The 17029-nt window shown below is 73.9% G+C and carries 19 protein-coding genes; 17 read left to right on the top strand and 2 right to left on the bottom strand.

Translation table 11 applies throughout. The annotated features are described in order from the left end of the window. Positions 1–4: 4 nt before the first annotated feature. Positions 5–829: an NAD(+) diphosphatase gene (gene nudC, locus ACN265_RS26990; RefSeq protein WP_420115702.1), complete on the bottom strand. Its 825-nt coding sequence runs from the start codon at positions 827–829 to the stop codon at positions 5–7. Next, positions 826–1518, bottom strand: a complete 693-nt coding sequence (locus tag ACN265_RS26985) for a hypothetical protein (RefSeq protein ID WP_421410422.1) — start codon at positions 1516–1518, stop codon at positions 826–828. The genes nudC and ACN265_RS26985 overlap by 4 nt, the downstream gene beginning before the upstream one ends. A gap of 223 nt (positions 1519–1741) precedes the next feature. Here ACN265_RS26985 and eno point away from each other — a divergent pair, with 223 nt between their 5' ends. The 17 genes from eno to ACN265_RS26900 all read left to right on the top strand — a co-directional run bounded on the left by eno (position 1742) and on the right by ACN265_RS26900 (position 16934). Next, positions 1742–3025, top strand: coding sequence for a phosphopyruvate hydratase (gene eno / locus ACN265_RS26980; protein WP_194821928.1), 1284 nt, complete (start codon positions 1742–1744; stop codon positions 3023–3025). A gap of 32 nt (positions 3026–3057) precedes the next feature. Continuing rightward, positions 3058–3681, top strand: a complete 624-nt coding sequence (locus tag ACN265_RS26975; RefSeq protein WP_363654176.1) for a septum formation initiator family protein — start codon at positions 3058–3060, stop codon at positions 3679–3681. A 34-nt stretch (positions 3682–3715) separates the two neighbouring features. Continuing rightward, positions 3716–4273: a DUF501 domain-containing protein gene (locus ACN265_RS26970; protein WP_204927538.1), complete on the top strand. Its 558-nt coding sequence runs from the start codon at positions 3716–3718 to the stop codon at positions 4271–4273. Position 4274: 1 nt separating this feature from the next. Next, positions 4275–4781 carry an amino-acid N-acetyltransferase gene (locus ACN265_RS26965; RefSeq protein WP_302740766.1) on the top strand — a complete coding sequence of 169 codons (507 nt, stop codon included), beginning with the start codon at positions 4275–4277 and terminating at the stop codon, positions 4779–4781. Positions 4782–4827: 46 nt separating this feature from the next. Further along, the gene (locus tag ACN265_RS26960) at positions 4828–6069 is read left to right on the top strand and encodes a hypothetical protein (RefSeq protein WP_421410417.1); all 1242 of its coding nucleotides are present in this window, start codon (positions 4828–4830) and stop codon (positions 6067–6069) included. Positions 6070–6217: 148 nt separating this feature from the next. Next, the gene (locus ACN265_RS26955; protein WP_421411643.1) at positions 6218–7153 is read left to right on the top strand and encodes an exopolyphosphatase; all 936 of its coding nucleotides are present in this window, start codon (positions 6218–6220) and stop codon (positions 7151–7153) included. A gap of 332 nt (positions 7154–7485) precedes the next feature. Then, the gene (locus ACN265_RS26950; RefSeq protein WP_088642881.1) at positions 7486–7818 is read left to right on the top strand and encodes a PadR family transcriptional regulator; all 333 of its coding nucleotides are present in this window, start codon (positions 7486–7488) and stop codon (positions 7816–7818) included. Beyond that, positions 7815–8864 (top strand): HAAS signaling domain-containing protein, encoded by a 1050-nt coding sequence (locus ACN265_RS26945; protein ID WP_421410414.1) that lies wholly within the window; start codon positions 7815–7817, stop codon positions 8862–8864. Before ACN265_RS26950 ends, ACN265_RS26945 begins: the two co-directional genes overlap by 4 nt. 108 nt (positions 8865–8972) lie before the next feature. Continuing rightward, positions 8973–9464, top strand: coding sequence for an LppU/SCO3897 family protein (locus tag ACN265_RS26940; RefSeq protein WP_232378857.1), 492 nt, complete (start codon positions 8973–8975; stop codon positions 9462–9464). A 239-nt stretch (positions 9465–9703) separates the two neighbouring features. After that, on the top strand, positions 9704–10390 hold the full coding sequence (locus ACN265_RS26935) for a dienelactone hydrolase family protein (RefSeq protein WP_420118650.1): 687 nt from the start codon (positions 9704–9706) through the stop codon (positions 10388–10390). Positions 10391–10409: 19 nt separating this feature from the next. Then, entirely contained in the window at positions 10410–11183 is a 774-nt protein-coding gene (locus ACN265_RS26930; RefSeq protein ID WP_421411641.1) for a uracil-DNA glycosylase, read from the top strand. Positions 11184–11202: 19 nt separating this feature from the next. Then, on the top strand, positions 11203–11940 hold the full coding sequence (locus ACN265_RS26925) for a DUF4129 domain-containing protein (protein ID WP_421411639.1): 738 nt from the start codon (positions 11203–11205) through the stop codon (positions 11938–11940). Positions 11941–11974: 34 nt separating this feature from the next. Further along, positions 11975–12562 (top strand): hypothetical protein, encoded by a 588-nt coding sequence (locus ACN265_RS26920; RefSeq protein ID WP_421410411.1) that lies wholly within the window; start codon positions 11975–11977, stop codon positions 12560–12562. Beyond that, complete coding sequence (locus tag ACN265_RS26915; RefSeq protein WP_204928298.1) at positions 12562–13569, top strand: AAA family ATPase; 1008 nt, start codon at positions 12562–12564, stop codon at positions 13567–13569. Before ACN265_RS26920 ends, ACN265_RS26915 begins: the two co-directional genes overlap by 1 nt. 5 nt (positions 13570–13574) lie before the next feature. Next, entirely contained in the window at positions 13575–14939 is a 1365-nt protein-coding gene (locus tag ACN265_RS26910) for a DUF58 domain-containing protein (RefSeq protein WP_372444654.1), read from the top strand. Between the two features lie 5 nt (positions 14940–14944). Next, on the top strand, positions 14945–15505 hold the full coding sequence (locus ACN265_RS26905) for a hypothetical protein (RefSeq protein WP_421411637.1): 561 nt from the start codon (positions 14945–14947) through the stop codon (positions 15503–15505). Between the two features lie 91 nt (positions 15506–15596). Beyond that, on the top strand, positions 15597–16934 hold the full coding sequence (locus ACN265_RS26900) for an NAD(P)/FAD-dependent oxidoreductase (RefSeq protein ID WP_420118857.1): 1338 nt from the start codon (positions 15597–15599) through the stop codon (positions 16932–16934). Positions 16935–17029 lie beyond the last annotated feature (95 nt).

The raw sequence follows: 17029 nt of genomic DNA, 5'->3' as shown, positions 1-17029 counted from the left end.
CGGCTCAACCGCGGGCGGCGACCGCGTCGACCAGCCAGCGGGAGATCGAGTACGCCGGCGGCAGCTCGGCCGGCAGCGCGTCCACCGGGAACCAGCGGGCCCGCACCAGCTCCCGCCCGTCCACCTCCGGCTCGGCGGTGGGGTCGGCGGCGGTGGCGGTGAAGCCGGCGAGCAGCACCCCCGGCCCGGAGATCGCCCAGGGTTGGCTGCCGAAGTAGTCGACGCTGCCGAGGGCCAGCCCGACCTCCTCGGTGACCTCGCGGCGGACCGCCGTCTCCAACGACTCGCCGGCCTCGACGAAGCCGGCGACCAGCGCCCACAGTCCGGTCGGACCGGACGCGTGCCGCACCAGCAGCAGCTCGGTGGGGCCGCCGGCCGGCCCGGGGCGGGTGATCGCCGCCAGCACCGCCGGGGAGAGCCGCAGCGGCACGTACAGGTCGCAGGCGGGGCAGCGGCGGGCCGTCTCGCCCGGCACGTCGGCCAGTTCCGCCCGGCAGGCCCCGCACCAGCGGTGGGTACGCCGGAAGGTGACCACGGCCACCGCCCGCCCGGCGAGCGTGGCGAGCGGTTCGGGCAGCTCGGCGGCGAGCGCCCGCCAACTGCGCCAGCGCCCGGCCGGTCGGGTCGCCCCGTCCGGTGCCGCCGCCCAGGCCGGCACGCCGTCGAGCGTGCCCACCGGCACCCAGTCGGTCCCGGCCGGCAGCTCGCCGACCCGCGGCAGGCCCCCGCCGGGGGTGGTGAGGAGCCGGTGGCCGGCCACCAGCAGGCCCAGGTCGCCGGGCGCGGGCGACGGGTCGGGGGTGGGGTCTGCGGGCGGGGGGACGGTCACGGCGTCGCCGGCCGGCGGTCGGTCACCCCGGCTCCGGCGGGCAGGTCGAACGCTGTCGGTGTCACCGAGTCGGTGTAGCGGTCCAGGGTCAACTCGACGGGCTGACCGTCGAGGATCCCGGTGAAGCTGCCGAGCACACCCTCGCTGGTGACGCAGGTGTCGAAGTCGCCGGCGGCCCGGCGGACCTCGACGCAGGTGGCGTGGTGCCCGGTGATCGTGGTGTCGGTCTGCTTGACCTGGGCCGCCGGGTCGAGGGCGGCCTCGGTGAGCAGGCCGATCACCGCCGGCGGGGTGACCAGGCCGGCCTTGCGGGCCTCGGTGAACAGCGGCACGGCGGCCTTGCCGGACATCAGCACCGGCGGCTCGACCGTGCAGGTGGTCCGCCCGGCGGTGGTCCCGCACCTGGTGATGGCCTGCTCGGAGACGGTGATCTTGCCGGCGGTCCAGGTGTACGCGGAGCGGGCCGGCTCCTTCGTCTGGGCGATGGTGAAGTCCCGGCCACCGGCGAGCCGGTACTCGGCGGTCCAGGTCCGCACCAGCGACTCGTCGAGCCGGGTGGCGAGATCGTTGATCAGATCGGCGCGGCCGAGGGTGCGACCGGCGTCGTCGAGGGTCTGACAGCCGGTGACGGTGAGCGACGCGATGACCGACACGGCGAGCACGCGGAGGGTGGTCGAGACGGCGGGCATGGCGACCAGCGTGGTCGATCGGGTCCACCCGGCGCAAACCGGTTGCCGGTTCAGGGGTGAGAATCCGGGAATGTCCGTCCCGGCGTACCGATTAGGGGTGGGCTACGTGTCCCCGGACGCCGTGCCGTCCGGCGTCGCCCGATACGCTGCGTTCAACACACCTGCCTCAGCCGCACCGTCGCGGCCCGAACCGGATTCGCACACACGAACGAGGAGCGACTCAGTGGCAACCATCGAGGGAATCGTCGCCCGGGAGATTCTCGACTCGCGGGGCAACCCCACGGTCGAGGTCGAGGTAGGGCTGGACGACGGCACGATCGCCCGCGCCGCCGTACCCTCCGGCGCCTCCACCGGCGCCTTCGAAGCGGTCGAACTGCGCGACGGTGACAAGGGCCGCTACCTGGGCAAGGGCGTCGAGAACGCGGTCGCCAACATCGAGGACAAGATCGTCGACCAGCTCATCGGCTACGAAGCCAGCGAGCAGCGGCTGATCGACCAGAAGATGCTCGACCTCGACGGCTCCGACAACAAGGGCGAGCTGGGCGCGAACGCGATCCTCGGGGTCTCGCTGGCGGTGGCCAAGGCCGCGGCCGGCAGCGCCGAGCTGAGCCTGTTCCGCTACCTCGGCGGCCCGAACGCCCACCTGCTGCCGGTGCCGATGATGAACATCCTCAACGGTGGGGCGCACGCCGACTCGAACGTCGACGTGCAGGAATTCATGATCGCGCCGATCGGGGCGTCCAGCTTCCGCGAGGCGCTGCGTTCCGGGGCCGAGGTCTACCACGCGCTGAAGTCGGTGCTCAAGAAGAAGGACCTCTCCACCGGCCTGGGCGACGAGGGCGGCTTCGCCCCCAACCTGCCCAGCAACGCCGCCGCGCTGGACCTGATCGCCGAGGCGGTCGAGAAGGCCGGCTACCGGCTGGGCACCGACATCGTCTTCGCCCTCGACGTGGCCGCCACCGAGTTCTTCGACAACGGCACCTACACGTTCGAGAGCGCGGCCAAGAGCGCCGAGGAGATGAGCAACTACTACACCAAGCTCATCGGCGACTACCCGATCGTCTCCATCGAGGACCCGCTGGCCGAGGACGACTGGAGCGGCTGGGCCACCCTGACCGCCGCCGTCGGCGACCGGATCCAGATCGTCGGCGACGACCTGTTCGTCACCAACCCGCAGCGCATCGCCCGGGGCATCACCGAGAAGGCCGCCAACGCGGTGCTCGTCAAGGTCAACCAGATCGGCTCGCTGACCGAGACGCTGGACGCCGTGGACCTGGCCCACCGGGCCGGCTTCAAGTGCATGATGAGCCACCGCTCCGGCGAGACCGAGGACACCACCATCGCCGACCTGGCCGTCGCCACCGGCTGCGGCCAGATCAAGACCGGTGCCCCGGCCCGGTCCGACCGGGTCGCCAAGTACAACCAGCTCCTGCGGATCGAGGAGGAGCTGGGCGACGCGGCGCGGTACGCCGGCGTCGGCGCGTTCCCGCGTTACCGTTCGGCCTGACCCGGGCGAACCTCGGGGGGAGGGGTGTGACGATGCAGCAGCGCCGCACACCGGGTGGCCAACGCCCGGCCCGCCGGCCGACCGGCCGGCCGGGCGGGGCCCGGGGCGCCCGCACACCGCTGCGCGACGGCGGGGTCCGCGCCGAGACGCGGACCACCGCGGCCCGCTCGCGCGGTGTCGACGGCGTCCGGTCGGCCAACCGCCCGGCTGCGGCGCGCCGCACGGCGGCCGGCGGCACCATCCGCCGGCTCGCCGCACCCCACCCCCGACGGTTCACCGGGCGGGCCACCGTCCTGTTCGCGGTGCTGCTCGCGCTCGCCCTGGCCTACACCTATCCGGTCCGGGTCTACCTCGACCAGCAGGTCGACATCGAGCGGATGGAGGCCAGCCAGGCCGCCCAGCGCGAGCAGATCGCCGAGCTGTCCGCCCAGGCGGCGAAGTGGCAGGACCCCGAATACATCAAGATCAAGGCGCGGGAACGGTTCTACATGGTGGCCCCGGGCGAGACCCCGGTGATCGTGCTCAACGACGCCGACGGCGCGGCCCGCGACGCCAACGGCGGTCGGCCGCCGGCCGCACCCAAGGCCCCCGCCCCCTGGTACGACACCCTGTGGTCGAGCGTCCGGGCGGCGAACGGCGAAGCCGCCGACCAGTGAGCAGCACCCGCGTACCGAACGAGAGATGGGCACCGTGACTGTCGTACCACCGCAGGAGCCGGCGGCGGACTCCGTACCCCCGCCGGAGCACCAGCCGGCCACCGAGGCCGACCTGGCCGCGGTGGCCGCGCAGCTCGGACGCCCGCCCCGCGGCACCCGGGCGGTGGCCCACCGCTGCCCGTGCGGCCTGCCCGACGTGGTGGAGACCACCCCCCGGCTCGCCGACGGCACCCCCTTCCCGACGCTGTTCTACCTGACCTGCCCCAAGGCGACGGCGGCGTGCAGCCGGCTGGAGTCGGCCGGGCTGATGAAGGAGATGGCCGAGCGGCTCGCCGAGGACCCGGAGCTGGCCGACAGCTACCGGGCCGCGCACGAGGACTACCTGGCCCGCCGGGCCGCGATCGGCGAGGTGCCGGAGATCGCCGGCATCTCCGCCGGTGGGATGCCCGGCCGGGTGAAGTGCCTGCACGTGCACCTGGGCCACGCGCTCGGTGCCGGCCCCGGGGTCAACCCGTTCGGCGACGAGACGCTCGCCCTGGTGGAGAAGTGGTGGGCGGCCGGGCCCTGCGTGGACGTGCCGACGGCCGGGTGAGATGACCGACGAGATCGTGGTACGCCGGGCCCGCACCGGCGACGTACGCGGCATCCGCCGGCTGGTCGACACCTACACCGACGACCGACGGCTGCTCAGCAAGGCCACCGTCACCCTCTACGAGGACGTGCAGGAGTTCCGGGTCGCGGTCACCGGCGACGGGCGGGTGGTCGGCTGCGGGGCGCTGCACGTGATGTGGGAGGACCTCGCCGAGATCCGTACCGTGGCCGTCGACCCGGCCTGCCGGGGGCGGCGGCTCGGCCACCGGATCGTCACCGAGCTGATCGACGCCGCCCGGGAACTCGGCATCGCCCGGATCTTCGTGCTCACCTTCGAGACGGCGTTCTTCGGCGCGTTCGGGTTCACCGAGATCGACGGCGCCCCGGTACCGCAGCCCGTCTACGAGCAGCTGCTGCGCTCCTACGACGAGGGCGTCGCCGAGTTCCTCGACCTGGAACGCGTCAAGCCGAACACCCTGGGCAACACCCGGATGCTGCTGCGCCTCTAGCCCGTGACGGTCGCGGTGTCTTGACCCGGCCCGGCACCCTGGGCCGGTGACGATCCTGCGCCGGTTGGTTGCCGTCCCCGCCGCCCTGGTGACCCTGTTCGCGCTGGTCAGTGTGGCCCGGCTGATCGCCCCCGCGACCGGCGGCGTCGACCGCCAACCGCCCGGGGTGGACCGGCAACTCGACTACCTGCGGACCGAACTGGACGACGGTGCCGGCGAGGACGCCCAGGCGATGTTCCCGGAGGGCTGGTTCTTCGCCCACGCGCTGTACGGGCTGGCCCGGGTGGAGACCGGCCTGCGGCAACCACCGCAGGGGCGCGACGAGGCGCTACGGGAGGCCCGGTGGGCGCTGGCCCGGCTGGAGTCCCCGGCCGGCACGGCCCCGTTCAGCGCCGACCTGACCCCGGCGTACGGCGTCTTCCACGCCGGCTGGACCAACTGGCTGCGCGGCGGGGTGCTCGCCCTGCAACCGGTGTCGGAGCGGGACCCGGACGAGGTACGCCGGTTCACCGAGGCGTCGACCACGCTGGCCGCCGCGTTCGACGCCTCGGCCACGCCGTACCTCGCCGCCTACCCGGGGCAGGCGTGGCCGGTCGACTCGACGGTGGCGGTGGCCTCGCTGCGGCTGCACGACCACCTGCTGCCGCCCCGGTTCGACCGGACCGTGGCACGCTGGCTGGACGGCGTACGCCAGCGGCTCGACCCGCGTACCGGCCTGCTGCCGCACCGGGTCGACCCGGGCACCGGCGCACCGGCCGAGGTGGCCCGGGGCACCTCGCAGAGCGTCATCCAGCGGTTCCTGCCGGAGATCGACCCGACCTTCGCCCGCGAGCAGTACCTGCGCTTCCGCACCGGGTTCGTGGTGTCGCCGCTGGGGCTCGGTCCGGCCGTGCGGGAGTATCCACGCGGTCTGGACGGTCCGGGGGACGTCGACTCGGGGCCGCTGCCGCTCGGGGTGAGCTTCTCCGCCACCGTGGTGACCCTCGGCGCGGCCCAGGTGCAGGGCGACGACGCGCTGGCCGGGGCGTTGGCCAACTACGGCGAACTGGTCGGCTTTCCGCTGGACACCCCGCACACCCGCCGGTACGCCTTCGGCCTGCTCCCGATCGGCGACGCCTTCCTGGCCTGGTCGAAGACCGCCCGCCCGTGGGTGTCCGCGCCCGCCGACCCGCCACCGGCGACGGTGGACCCGTGGTGGCGGGCGCCGCTGGTGGCGCTGCTGGTGCTGCTCGCCGTGCTGGCCTGGGTGCCGTGGCTGCTGCTGCGACGACTGTCCCGGCGTCGGTGACCGCCGCCGGTCGGTGCCGGCCGTGGCCGGTCGGGGGCTGGGTCTGCGCGGTCGGTGCCCCCGTGCCCGGTCGGGGGCTGCGCGTGCGCGGTCGGTGCCGGGGTGGGCGGCCGGCGGCTGCCGTAGGGTTGCTGCCGTGACGACGCGTGTGGCCGCCATCGACTGCGGGACCAACTCCATCCGTCTGCTGGTCGCCGACCTGCCCGATCCGTCGGCCGGGCCGCAGGCCCCACTGGTCGACCTGGCCCGCCGGATGGAGATCGTCCGGCTCGGTCAGGGCGTCGACCGGACCGGTCGGCTGGCCCCGGAGGCGATCGAGCGGACCCGGGTGGCGCTGGCCGGGTACGCCGCCGAGATCGACAAGCTGGGCGTCGACCGGGTGCGGATGTGCGCCACCTCGGCGTCCCGGGACGCCAGCAACGCGGCCGACTTCCGGGCCATGGTGGAGCAGACCCTCGGGGTCGCGCCCGAGGTGGTCAGCGGCGACGAGGAGGCCCGGCTGTCGTTCACCGGCGCGGTGCGGGGGCTGCCCGCCGACGCGGAGCCGCCGTACCTGGTGGTTGACATCGGGGGCGGCTCGACCGAGTTCGTGGTGGGCACCCGCGACTCCGGGGTGCAGGCGGCGATCTCGGTCGACATCGGCTGCGTCCGGATGACCGAACGGCACCTGCACGGCGACCCGCCGTCCGTCGACGAGGTCGCCGCCGCGCAGGCCGACATCGCCGCCGCCGTCGACCGGGCGCTCGCCGCCGTCCCCGGCCGGGAGGCCGCCACGCTGGTCGGGCTCGCCGGTTCGGTCACCACCGTCGTCGCCATCGCCCAGGACCTGCAGGAGTACGACCCGCAGCGCATCCACCACGCCCGGGTGCCGTACGAGCGGGTTGCCGGGGTGACCGCCGACCTGCTGGGCCGGACCGCCGCGCAGCGGTTGGCGATCCCGGTGATGCACCCGGGCCGCGCGGACGTGATCGGGGCGGGCGCGCTGGTGCTCAAGGTGATCATGGAGCGGGCCGGGATGTCCTCGGTGGTCGCCTCCGAACACGACATCCTCGACGGCATCGCCTGGAGTCAGCAACCCGTCTGACCCCTGACCAACACCCTCCCCCGGCCCTCTCTCTCCTCCCGGCCCTCTCCCCGCCCTCGCCCGCTCGACGTCGAGCCCGGTGATCAAGAGGTTTGCGTCAGAAAACCCCGTCGGGGGTGACGCAAACTTCTTGATCACCGGGGCAAGGGTGTGGTGATCAAGAGGTTTGCGCCGAAATTTGGGGCGGGGATGACTCGAACCTCTTGATCACTGGAGCTGGGGCGGAGCGGGAGCAGGGGTCGGAGCGGGAGCAGGGGGCAGGGTGAGGCGGGAGTTCGGGCCTGGTATCGCGTTGTTGACGGTAGTGCGCATTGCACAGTAGTGTGTGATGCGTGGACACCACACAACTGCTCAAGGGTGTGCTCGACCTGGCCGTGCTCGCCGTGCTGCGGGATTCCGACGGCTACGGCTACGACATCCTGCGCCGGCTGCGCGAGGCCGGGCTGGAGGAGGTCGGCGACGCCTCGGTCTACGGCACCCTGCGCCGGCTCTTCGCCGCCGGCCTGCTCACCACCTACGTCGTGCCGAGCGAGGCCGGCCCGCACCGCAAGTACTACGCGCTCAACGCCGCCGGCCGTGACCAGCTCACCCGCTCCGGCAAGACCTGGCGCGCGTTCGCCACGACGATGGACCAGCTGCTCGACGATCGGGGGATGGCGGCATGACCGTCACTGGGCAGGAGATAACGGACTACGTCGAGCGGGTGCGGGCGGCACTGGCCGACCTGCCACCGCAGGTCCGCGAGGAGCTGACGGAAGACCTCCCGGAACACCTCGCCGAGGTCGCCGCCGAGGCCGACGGTTCGCTGGTCGACCGGCTCGGCACCCCCGAGGCGTACGCGGCGGAGCTGCGCGCCGCCGCCGGGGCGGGTGACCCGGCGGCCGGCCGGCGGGTGCTGGAACGGCGGATCGCCGCCGTGCTGGGGCGGGCCCGGGCCCGGATCGACCGGCTCGACAGCCGGTTCGGCCCCGTGTTCGGCCACGCCACGGCGGGGGAGTTCCTGCGGCTGTTGCGCCCGGCGTGGTGGGTGGCCCGCGCCTACCTGGCCGCGATGCTGCTCACCGGGATCAGCACCGACGGCCCGCTCGGCCTGCTGCCCCGGCTCGACGGCAACGAGTTCGTCGGCCTGCTGATGTTCGCCGGCCTGCTCTACGGCTCCGTCTGGTTGGGTCGGCGCACCCCCGAGCTGCGGTCCTGGCGGCGCTGGGCGTTGCACGCCAGTTCGGCGGTGCTGGCGATGTTCGCGATCGGCGCGGTGGCGAACGTGGACGACCACGCCCGTTCCGGTTACGAGTACGGCTACGAGTCGACCTCGGTGGACAACCCGTACAACGAGGTGCAGGACGTCTACGTCTACGACAGCGAGGGGCGGTTGGTGGAGAACGCCCGGCTCTTCGACCAGAACGGCACCCCGATCCGGCTGGGCTGGCCGGCCTGCGACGATCCCGCCCTGCCCGACGTCAACCCGGTGCAGCGCGGTTACCCGTACTGCCCGCAGCAGGCGCCGTTCCGGCCGCGTCCGCCGGCCGTCGCCCCGCTCCCGCCCGGGTCCGGCGTGGACCCCGGCGGGTCGCCGTCGCCGACCGCACCGGGTACCCCTCTGCCGACGGCCACCGCACCGGGCACCCCGGTGCCCACCGGATCCGTGCCGGTCGCGTCGCCCTCGGTGTCCGGGCCGGCGGGGGCACCCCTGCCCACCGTCACCGGTTGACCTGTCGTTCCTGGGAAATAGCTGAACGGACGATGGGGGCGGGGCAGCACGCGCTGATCTTCGTCGCTACGTTGTCGTCTGCTCATTCACCCCTCGGAAGGAAATTCAGTGTCAGAGCAGGTCGCATCGTCCCCCGCGCCGCAGGCAGAGCAGGTGGGCCAGCCCGAACCGGTGACCCCGGCCACCGCCGCGCAGCCGGAGGAGCCGAAGGGTGGCGGCGCGAAGAAGGCGCTCGGCATCATCGGCGCGATCGTCGCCTTCCTGGTGATCGCGGCGCTGAAGTTCGGCGTCGCCAGCGCCATCGGCAACTTCCTCAACCCCGACGAGACGGCCGAGGCGAAGGCCGGCGACTGCATCGCCGAGCTGCCGGAGGTGACCGGCACGCAGGAGAAGTCGGTCAGCGACGCCAAGGTGGTGAAGTGCACCTCGACCGAGGCCGTATACAACGTGGTCGGCCGGGTCGAGGAGCAGACCGAGGCGCAGGCCAAGACCGGCAAGGCGTGCGAGCAGTACATCAAGGAGGGTGAGGACGGCTACGTCTTCTACAACATCGCCCCGGGCGGCAAGGGCTACCTGCTCTGCCTGACCAAGAAGGCGTGACCGGCAGGGCCTGACCGGGTCGGCCGGCAGGGCCTGACCGGGCCGGTACGACGATCCGCCGACGGCGGCGCGGGATTCCCGCGCCGCCGTCGGCGTGTTGCACGCCACCGTTCGGTGAACGGGAGGTATATGCCACTGTTCCGGCATCTTCCCGGCACGCGTACGGCGTGGCAGGCTACCGACACGTAGGAACGCCCTGCGACCAGCCAACGATGACTGACCGACAGGAGGACGGGCCGATGGGCGAGATGGTGCGTTACCGCCGCGACGCGGGGACCGGCGAGGGGTATCTCGCGATACCGTCCAGCGGCACGGCCAGCCCGGCGGTCATCGTCATCCAGGACTGGTGGGGCCTCGTCCCGCACATCCGTTCGGTGGTGGACCGGTTCGCCGACGCCGGCTTCGTCGCGCTGGCCCCCGACTTCCGGCACGGCCAGCCCGCCAGCAAGCCGAGCGAGCCCCGGCAGATGCTCAACAGCGTCCAGATGGACGAGGCGGCGGCCGACATCGCCGTGGCGGCGGAATACCTCGCCGGCCGGGCCGAGGTGACCGGCAAGGTGGGCTGCGCCGGCTTCTGCGCCGGGGCCAGCCTGGCGTTGTGGGCGGCCACCCGGGCCGAGCGGATCGTCGCCACCGCCGCCTTCTACCCCCGGCTGCCGTGGGACGGGATGCCCACCGAGTGGACCGACTACGCGGGCAAGGCGGCCGTCGTGCACTGCTCCGAGGCCGACGGCCTGTCCGCCGCCGACGGCGTACAGACCGTGCGCCGGGCCGTGGAGAACGCCGGCGGCACCTGCCAGACGTACGACTACCCGGGCACCGCGCACGCGTTCTTCAACGAGGACCGGCCGGAGAACTTCGACCAGCGGGCCGCCGCCACCGCCTGGGCCCGTACCCTCGAACTCTTCCGGGCCAAGCTTGGCTGAGTCCCGTACCCCCGCCGAGGTGGTCGCCCGCGCCGCGCGGGCGACCGACCTGGCCGACCTCGACGCGGCGGTCAGCGACTGTTTCGCCTGCCCGCGCCTGGTCGACTGGCGGGAGGAGGTCGCCCGGACCAAGCGTGCCGCGTTCCGCGACCAGGACTACTGGGGCCGCCCGGTGCCCGGCTTCGGCGCCCCGGACAACCGCACCGGGCGCGGCGGCGCGGGCCCGCCGGCCACCCCGCCCGGCCCGGTGTCCGAACCCCGGATCGGGATCCTCGGCCTGGCCCCGGCCGCGCACGGCGGCAACCGGACCGGCCGGGTCTTCACCGGCGACCGCTCCGGCGACGTGCTCTTCGCCGCCCTGCACCGGGCGGGGCTGGCCAACCAGCCGACAAGCGTCGCCGCCGACGACGGCCTCGCCCTCACCGGCGTCCGGATCTTCGCCGCCGTGCGTTGCGCCCCGCCGGACAACAAGCCCACGCCGGCCGAGCGGGACACCTGCGCCCCGTGGGTGCACCGGGAGGTGGCGCTGATCCGACCCACCCTGCGGGTGGTCGTCGCGCTCGGCGCGTTCGCCTGGGCGGCGTGGTGGCCGGTGCTACGCCAGGTGTACGGCGTCCGGCCGCCCAGCCCGCGACCGGTCTTCGGCCATGGGGCACACTGGTCCGGGTCGGCCGCTCCCGATCTGCTCGGTTGCTACCACGTCAGCCAGCAGAACACCTTCACCGGGCGGTTGACCACACAGATGCTTGACGATGTGTTCGCCCGGGCGAAACAGCTCGCGGGGGTGGACTGAGCAGCGTGGGACGGTGGCGATGGACCTCGGCGTACTGCGCAGGTGGTGGCCCGTCGCCCTGGTGACGCTGCTGCTGCTGGCCGCCGCGCTCGCCGCCGGGCACTCGTCGATCGGGGCCAGCCGCATCCCTCCGGCCGCCGACAACATCCCTTACGTACCGGAATACCCCTCCGCCGAGCCGGCCCGGTCGATCCCGGTCGAGCCGCGTACCGAGGCCGCGCAGACCCGGCCGAGCGTCCCGCAGTGGATCGCCACGGCGGCGATCGGGCTGCTCGCCACGGCGATCCTGGCCGCCCTGGGCTACCTGGCCTTCACCCTGCTGCGCGGCGCGCTGCGGCGGACCACCCGGACGGTGCCGGTGGCGCGGGCCCGACGTACCGCCGAGGGCACCGCGCGGGAGGTGGTGGCCGCGCTCGACGCCGGCCTGGAGGAGTTGGACGACGCCGACACCGACCCGCGTACCGCAGTCATCGCCTGCTGGGTGCGGCTGGAGGAGGCCGCCACCGAGGCCGGCGTGCCGAGGCTCACCGGGGACACCCCGACCGACCTGGTCACCCGGCTGCTGCGCGGCGACCCGGCGGCCGGCGTGCCCGCCATCGCCAGCGCCGACGTGCTGGACGGCTTCGCCCACGTCTACCGCGAGGCCCGCTACGCCACCCGGGCCGTCGACGCCCGGATGCGGGACCAGGCCCGGGGGGCGCTGCGCCGGCTGCGCGGTGAACTCACCGCCCTGGCCGACCCGCAGGTGCCGGCGTGACCGCCCGCCACGGCGCACCCGGTGAGGTGGCATGGTGAGCGAGTCGACCGGCCTCGACGACCTGTTCTCCTTCGAGGAGGAGCCGCCGGCCCGGACGGGCCGGGCCCGGGGCGGACGCGCCCGGCAGGTGTTCCGGCTGCTGCTGACCGCCGCCGGGGTGACCGCCGTGGTCGTGGTCGGGCTGCGCGCGGTCGGCCTGCAACTGTCGCTCGGGATCGTGGTGGCCGGGGTGCTGGCGGTGCTCGCCGTCCGCCGGGTCACCGCCGCGCTGGCCCCACCGCCCCCGCCCCGGGGCGGTGCCCGCGCCCCCGCCGGTGAGGAGCCGGGCACCTACAACTGGGCGGCCCGGGACGCGCTGCGGGCCGCCATCAACGGCTGGGAACGCCCGCTGGACTGGTCCTCGGACAACGCCGAACGGTTCACCGAACGCATCCTGCCCCGCCTCGGCGAGCTGGCCGACGAGCGGCTGCGCCAACGCCACGGCCTGACCCGGGAGTCCGACCCGCCCCGGGCCCGGGCCCTGCTCGGGGAGCCGCTGTGGAGTTTCCTCGACACCCCCTCCCGCCGTCCCCCGTCGCCGCGCGACCTCGCGGCGATCGTCGCCGAACTGGAGAAGATCTGATGAACGACGTGGACCGCAGCATTCCCGCCACGGAGGTCGGCCACCTGGCCCGGGCGGTGCTGGACGCGGTCGGCACGGTCGTGGTCGGCAAGCGGGAGGCCCTGGAACTCGTGCTCGCCGGCATCCTGGCCGGCGGGCACGTGCTGCTGGAGGACCTGCCGGGGTTGGGCAAGACGCTGACCGCGCGTTCCTTCGCCCAGGCCCTCGGGCTGGACTTCCGCCGGCTCCAGTTCACCCCCGACCTGCTGCCCGCCGACGTCACCGGTTCGTTCCTCTACGACCAGCGCAGCGGCGACTTCTCCTTCCGGGCCGGCCCGCTGTTCACCAACCTGCTGCTCGCCGACGAGATCAACCGGACCCCGCCGAAGACCCAGTCGGCGCTGCTGGAGGCGATGCAGGAGAAGCAGGTCTCCGTCGAGGGCGTCACCTACCGGCTCGACGAGCCGTTCCACGTCCTGGCCACCGCCAACCCGATCGAGTACGAGGGGACGTACCCGCTGCCCGAGGCGCAGCTCGACCGGTTCCTGCTGCGGGTGTCGTTCGGCTACCCGCAGCGCGACGAGGAGTGGGAGGTGCTGCGCCGCCGGATGGACCGCCGCCGCGAGGAGGCGCAGATCGAGCCGGTGGTCGACGCCGGCACCCTGCGGGCCATGCAGGCCGCGCTGGAGGACGTCGTGGTGGAGGACTCCGTCGGCAAGTACATCGTGGACCTCACCGCGGCCACCCGGGAACACCCGTCGGTGCTGGTCGGGGCCTCCCCCCGGGGTTCGCTGGCGCTGCTGCTGCTGGCCCGGGTCCGGGCCGTCTTCGCCGGCCGCGACTACGTGGTGCCGGAGGACGTCAAGGAGGTGGCGGCCCCCGCGTTGGCGCACCGGATCACGCTGCGCCCGGAGATGTGGCTGCGTCGGGTCGACCCGTCGTTCGTGGTCGGTGAGGTGCTGGAGCAGACCCCGGCGCCGGCCAGCGGCGCGCTGCCCAGCTACGCGGCCGGCCGGGCCGGGCGCTGATCGTCGTGCCTGACCGTCAGGAGCCGGCGGCGGGCTGGTCGCCCACCTGGGCGCTCGGCCGGGCGGTGCTGCTCACCGGGCTGCTGCTGATCGCCGCGGTGCTGCTCGGCCGGGTCGACCTGGTCGTGCTGGCCACCCCGTTCGCGCTCGGCACCGCGTACGCGCTGCGCCGCCGGCCCACCGCCGCCCCGCAGTTGGAGATCACCGCCGGGGACGCCCAGCTGGTCGAGGGCGGCGATCTGGCCGGCGCGGTGGTGGTGGGCAACCCGGACACGGTGCCGTACGACGTGGTGGTGGTTCGGACCCGGGTCTCGCCGTGGCTGTCGGTACGCCGGGCCGACTTCGGCGGGATCGGGTTGGACGTCAGCCGCGCCGGTGGGGCCGACCGCCCGTTCGTCACCGCGCTGTCCAGCGGCACCGCCGTCGACCTGGAGCTGACCGGCACCGCGCTGCGCTGGGGGCGGCACCCGATCGGGCCGGCCGGTGCCCGCGCCGCCGCCGCCGACGGGCTGCTGGTCTCCCGCGCGGTGCTCACCGAGCCGGTGCGGATGCGGGTGTACCCGAAGACCGAACCGTTCGAGGCGGTGGAGGCGATGCCCCGGGCCGCCGGGCTGGTCGGCGCGCACCACTCGCGGCGGCCGGGGGAGGGCGGCGAACTGGCCGGGGTACGCGTCTTCGGGCCGGGGGACCGGCTGCGCCGCATCGACTGGCGGGTGTCGCTGCGCACCCGGCAACTGCACGTGGCGTCGACCCTGTCCGACCGGGACGCCGAGGTGGTCGTGCTGCTCGACGTGCTGGCCGAGGCGGGGCGTTCCGGCGGGGTGGCCGGGGCGGCGTCCGTGTTGGACACCACGGTCCGGGCCGCCGCCGCGATCGCCGAGCACTACCTGCACCGGGGTGACCGGGTGGCCCTGCTGGAGTACGGCCCGGCGGCCCGTCGGCTGCGCCCCGCCACCGGCCGCCGGCAGTACCTGACCGTCCTGGAGTGGCTGCTCGACGTGCACGCCGAGTCCTCCCCGCACGAGCCGTACGACCAGGTCTTCGGCCCGCAGGTGCTCTCCGCCGACGCGCTGGTGGTGGTGCTGACCCCGCTGCTCGACGAGCGGTCCGCGCAGATGCTGGCCCGGCTGGCCCGGGGCGGCCGGTTCGTGGTGGCGGTGGACACCCTGCCGACCGATCTCGCCCCGCCCGGTGAGCGGGGCTGGGCGCCGGTGGCGTACCGGCTGTGGCGGCTGGACCGGGACACGATGATCACGCAGCTGCGGGAGCACGGCGTGCCGGTGGTGGGCTGGGCGGGCGCGGGCAGCCTGGACCAGGTGCTGCGGGACGTCGCCCGGCTGGCGACCGCACCCCGGGTGGGTGGCCGGTGAGCCCGGTGGACGCGGCCCGGGAGCGGGTCCGGGCGGCGCGCACGGCGGTACGCCGGGTGGCCCTGCTGCCGTTGCTGGTGCGCGGGCTCGCCTTCCTGGTGGTGCTGGCCGGGCTGCTGCTGGCGTACCCGGTGGAGCTGTTCCAGGCCCGGTCGCTGCTCGCGCTGACGGTGGTGGCGGTGCTGCCGGCGGTGGCCCCGCGCCGGATCTGGCCGACCTTCGCCGCGCTGGTCACGGTCGGCGGTTGGGTGTTCGCCTCGGCCGGTTACGACCGGCCGATCACGTTGTGGCGGTTGTTGGCGGTCGCGACCCTGCTCTACCTCGGACACACGCTCTGCGCCCTGCTGGCCGTGCTGCCCTACGACGGGGCGATCGACCCGGACGTCGTGCTGCGCTGGCTCATCCGGGCCGGCGCGGTGGTGCTGGCTTCGGCGGTGATCGGGGTGCTGCTGACCCGCTCGGGGCAACTCGGCCCGGATGACGGTTTCCAGACCGCCACGGTGGTGGGACTGCTGGTGGCGGTGGGTCTGACCGGGTTGCTGGGCTGGCTGCTGCGCCGCAGATAGCGCGACGTTGCGCAGCTCACAGGTGTTGTGCTCCGTCACAGATGGGGGTCTCGAGGGGTATTACCGCAGCCGCCCGGGGAAAGATGGATACGTGAATCCGAAGCGGATCCTTGTCGTGGGTGCCGGGCACGTGGGCCTGTACGCCGCTCTGCGCCTGTCCAAGAAGCTGAGCTCCCGTGAGGCCGAGGTCGTCGTGGTCGACCCGCAGCCGCACATGACGTACCAGCCGTTCCTGCCCGAGGCGGCGGCCGGCAACATCTCGCCCCGGCACTCCGTGGTGCCGCTGCGGCGGGAGTTGCGCAAGTGCAAGGTCGTCGCGGGCGCGGTGACCCGGATCGACCACAGTCGCAAGACCGCCGTGGTGCAGCCGATCTCCGGCCCGACCCGGGAGATCCCCTACGACCACGTGGTCGTCGCTCCCGGCTCGGTGTCCCGCACCCTGCCGATCCCCGGGCTGCACGAGCACGGGATCGGCTTCAAGACCATCGGCGAGGCCATCTACCTGCGCAACCACGTGCTGGACCGGCTCGACGTGGCCGCCGCCACGCCGGACCCCGAGGTCCGTCGCTCCGCGCTGACCTTCACCTTCGTCGGTGGCGGCTACGCCGGCATCGAGGCGTTGGCCGAGATGGAGGACATGGCCCGCGACGCGCTGCGCTACTACCCGGAGCTGGAGCCCGACGACATGCGCTGGGTGCTGGTCGAGGCGACCCAGCGGGTGCTGCCCGAGGTCGACCGGGACATGGGCGCGTACACGGTGCAGCAGTTGCTCAAGCGGAACATGGACATCCGGCTGGACACCCGGCTGGAGTCCTGCGTCGACGGTGTGGTGAAGCTCTCCGACGGCGACAGCTTCCGCTCCGACACCATCGTCTGGACGGCCGGGGTGAAGCCGTCGCCGATGCTGGACCGCACCGACTTCCCCCGCGACGAGCGGCGGCGGGTCACCTGCCTGCCGACCCTCCAGGTGGTCGACGGCGACCGGGTGGTCGAGGGGGCGTGGAGCGCCGGCGACTGCGCGGCCGTCCCGGACCTCACCAAGGAGCCGGGCAACTACTGCTCGCCGAGCGCCCAGCACGCGGTGCGGCAGGCCGCCCGGATGGCCGACAACATCGCGCTGGTGGTGCGGGGCCGGGAGCCTGTCGACTACAAGCACAAGCACGCCGGCAGCGTGGCCAGCCTCGGTCTGCACAAGGGCGTCGCCCAGGTGTACGGCATCAAGATGACGGGTTGGCCGGCCTGGTTCATGCACCGGACGTACCACATGAGCCGGATCCCGTCGTTCAACCGCAAGGTCCGGGTTGTGGTGGACTGGTCGCTGGCCTTCTTCCTCAAGCGTGAGGTGGTCGCGCTCGGCCAGCTGCACGACCCGCGCGAGGAGTTCGCCGAGGCGTCGCAGCCGATCCCGATCACCAGCAGGGCGGCCTGACCGCCGCACCGACGCGCCGGTCGCCCCCGCCCGCTCCCGGGTGGGGGCGACCGGCGTTCACCGTCCGGCACGGGTCGACGGGGTACGCCGGGGCG

It is taken from the genome of Micromonospora sp. WMMD730 (assembly GCF_049178955.1).
Classification (GTDB): Bacteria; Actinomycetota; Actinomycetes; order Mycobacteriales; family Micromonosporaceae; genus Micromonospora; species Micromonospora wenchangensis.
Note: the sequence above shows the minus strand (reverse complement) of the source record. Positions and strands in the feature narration are given on the sequence as shown.